Below are 3078 nucleotides of genomic sequence, written 5' to 3' on the forward strand. Positions count from 1 at the left end.
ACCTCCAGCAGGTCGCTCACGTCCTCGGTGTGCGAGATGATGTAGTGGCGCAGCGCCTCGCGGCCGTAGCGGTCGAGCATCTGCAGCGCCGCCTCGAAGATCGCCAGCTCGCCCACCGCGTGCTCCGAGTACGCCGCGCCGTGCACGCGCAGCGGCCGCGCGTCGTTCAGCATGCGCAGCAGCAGCGTGCGGCGCGCCGGCTCGTCGAGCGAGGAGTAATCGGCCTCGATCTTCGCGGTCTTCAGCAGCTCGGCGACCACCGCCTCGTGCTTGTCCGAGCTCTGGCGCAGGTCGACGGTGGCCAGGTGGAAGCCGAACACCTGCACCGCGCGCATCAGCGGGCGCAGGCGCGGCGCGATCAGCGCATCGGCATGGTGCGAGCGCAGCGAGGTCTCGATCACCTTCAGGTCGGCGAGGAAGTCGTCGCTGCGGCGGTACGGATCCTGCGGCGCCACCGCGTGGCGCAGCGCCTCGGTGCCGGTGAAGGCCTGCAGCGTCGCGGCGAGCCGCGCGTACATGCCGATCAGCGCGCGGCGGTAGGGCTCGTCCTCGCGGTGCGCGTTGTGGTCGGGCGAGCGCTCGGCCAGCGCCTGCATCTCGGCCGTCACCGGCGCGAGCGTGGCCGAGATCGACAGCTCGGCCCCCAGCTCGTGCACCTCGGTCAGGTAGAAGCGCAGCACCGTCTCGCTCTGCCGGCGCAGCGCCATCTGCAGCGTCTCGGCGCTGACGTTCGGGTTGCCGTCGCGGTCGCCGCCGATCCAGTTGCCCATGCGGAAGAACGGCGCGATCGGGTGGCCCGGCAGCGCCTCCTCGATCTCCTGGTACAGCTTCGGTATCTGGCGCAGGAAGGTCGCCTGGTAGTAGCTGAGCGCGTTCTCGATCTCGTCGGCCACCGTCAGCTTGGTGTAGCGCAGCATGCGCGTCTGCCACAGCTGCGTGACGCGGGCGCGCAGCAGCGCCTCGTTGCCGGCCAGCGCGCGTGCGCCGTGCAGTTCGTCGCGCTGGCCCACCAGCTCGGCGATGGCCCGCTCGGCGTCGAGGATGCTCTTGCGCTGCACCTCGGTGGGGTGCGCCGTCAGCACCGGCGAGATGAAGGCGCGCTGCAGCACGCCGGCGATGTCGGCTGCGCGCACGTCGGCCTCGGCCAGGCGCTCGAAGCTCATCGCGAGCGAGCCCTCCTGCAGGTGGCCCTGGCGCTCGTGGTGCTCGCGCCGGCGCACGTGGTGGCGGTCCTCGGCGATGTTGGCCAGGTGCGAGAAGTAGCTGAAGGCGCGGATCACGCTGACCGTCTGGTCGCCGCTCAGGCTCTTGAGCAGCCGGTCGAAGGTCTTGCCGGCCTGTGCGTCGCGCTTCAGGCGGTACGCCACCGACAGCTGGCGGATGCGCTCGATCAGGTCGAACGCGCCCTGGCCCTCCTGCTCGCGGATCACGTCGCCGAGGATGCGGCCGAGCAGGCGGATGTCGTCGACCAGCGGGCGGTTCTTGTCGGCGGCCTCGGCCGCGCTGCTGCGTGTGCTGCTCTTGCGTGGGACGGGGGACTTGGGGGCAGGTGTGGCGCGTGGCATCTTTGTCCTCAGGGCCTCGTCGAGGCTGTAACTTGGTTACGAACCGCGATGGTAGCAGCGCGCTGATAGCATTTGTCGATGTCCTCTCTGCCCGAACCCCTCGTCATCGCCACCCGCGAAAGCCGCCTTGCCCTGTGGCAGGCCGAACACGTGCGCGATCTGCTGCAACAACGTTTCGGCCTGCGCGTCGAACTGCTGGGCATGACGACCCGCGGCGACCAGATCCTCGACCGCACGCTGTCGAAGGTCGGCGGCAAGGGCCTGTTCGTCAAGGAGCTGGAAGCCGCGCTCGAAGACGGGCGCGCGCACCTCGCGGTGCATTCGCTGAAAGACGTGCCGATGGAACTGCCGGAGGGCTTCGAGCTGGCCGCGGTGCTGGAGCGCGAGGATCCGCGCGACGCCTTCGTCTCGAACCACCATGCGACGCTCGACGCGTTGCCGCAGGGCGCGTGCGTCGGCACCTCCAGCCTGCGCCGCGTCGCGCAGGTGCTGGCGCGGCGGCCCGACCTGCGCATCGAGCCGCTGCGCGGCAACCTCGACACCCGGCTGCGCAAGCTCGACGACGGCCAGTACGACGCGATCGTGCTGGCCGCGGCCGGGCTGAAGCGGCTGGGCCTCGCGCAGCGCATCCGCGCGCTGTTCGCGGTCGACGAGATGATCCCGGCGGCCGGGCAGGGGGCACTGGGCATCGAGATCCGCAGCGACCAGCCGGCGCTGCGCGATGCGCTGGCGCAGCTGGCCGACCGGCCCACGTGGTGGGTCGCCGAGGCGGAGCGCGCGGTGTCGCGCTCGCTGGGCGGCAGCTGCAGCATGCCGCTGGCTGCGCATGCGGTGTGGGACGGCGCGACGCTGCGCCTCACCGCGGCGCTCGGCCATGTCGACGACCCGACGCGCCCGCTGCTGCACACGACCTCGGCGGCTGTCGTCGCCGACGCTCGCGCCGCCCGCAGCCTGGGCGAACTGGCCGCGGCGCAACTGAGGTCCGCGGGTGCCGATGCCTACCTCGGGGGCAGCTGACGTCGCTGCGTCGCTGCGGGTGCTGGTCACGCGGCCTGCGGCCCAGGCGCGCGAGTGGGTCGACGGGCTGCGTGCGGCCGGGCTCGATGCGCAGGCCTTGCCGCTGATCGACATCCGGCCGGTCGACGACCCCACCGAACTGCACGCCGCGTGGCAAGGGCTCGGCAGCGTCGGTCTCGTGATGTTCGTGAGCCCGAATGCGGCCGAGCAGTTCTTCGCGCAGCGCCCACCCGGGGCCGCCTGGCCGGCGGCGCTGCAGGCGGCCTCGCCGGGGCCGGGCACGACGCGCGTGCTGCGCGCGCTGGGCGTGCTGGAGATCGTCGAGCCGGCGGCCGATGCGGCGCAGTTCGATTCCGAGGCGCTGTGGATGCAGTTGCGCACGCAGGCCTGGGCGGGCCGCCGCGTGCTGGTGGTGCGCGGCACCAGCGGGCGCGACTGGCTCGCCGAGCGCCTGCGCGAACAGGGCGCCACGGTGTCGCTGGCCTGCGCCTACGGC

General features: G+C 72.3%; 3 protein-coding genes. 2 read left to right on the forward strand and 1 reads right to left on the reverse strand.

What is annotated here, in order from left to right; genetic code table 11:
* Positions 1-1565, reverse strand: a 1565-nt coding sequence (locus AC1D15_RS24365; RefSeq protein WP_477827997.1) for a phosphoenolpyruvate carboxylase, incomplete at its 3' end; no start/stop codon positions are given.
* Between the two features lie 78 nt (positions 1566-1643).
* Here AC1D15_RS24365 and hemC point away from each other — a divergent pair.
* Positions 1644-2582, forward strand: coding sequence for a hydroxymethylbilane synthase (hemC, locus tag AC1D15_RS24370; protein ID WP_477827998.1), 939 nt, complete (start codon positions 1644-1646; stop codon positions 2580-2582).
* On the forward strand, positions 2560-3078 hold a 519-nt coding region (locus tag AC1D15_RS24375; RefSeq protein ID WP_477827999.1), incomplete at its 3' end, for a uroporphyrinogen-III synthase. The genes hemC and AC1D15_RS24375, both read left to right, overlap by 23 nt.

The sequence above is a fragment of the Rhizobacter sp. P2_H2 genome, assembly GCF_056403375.1.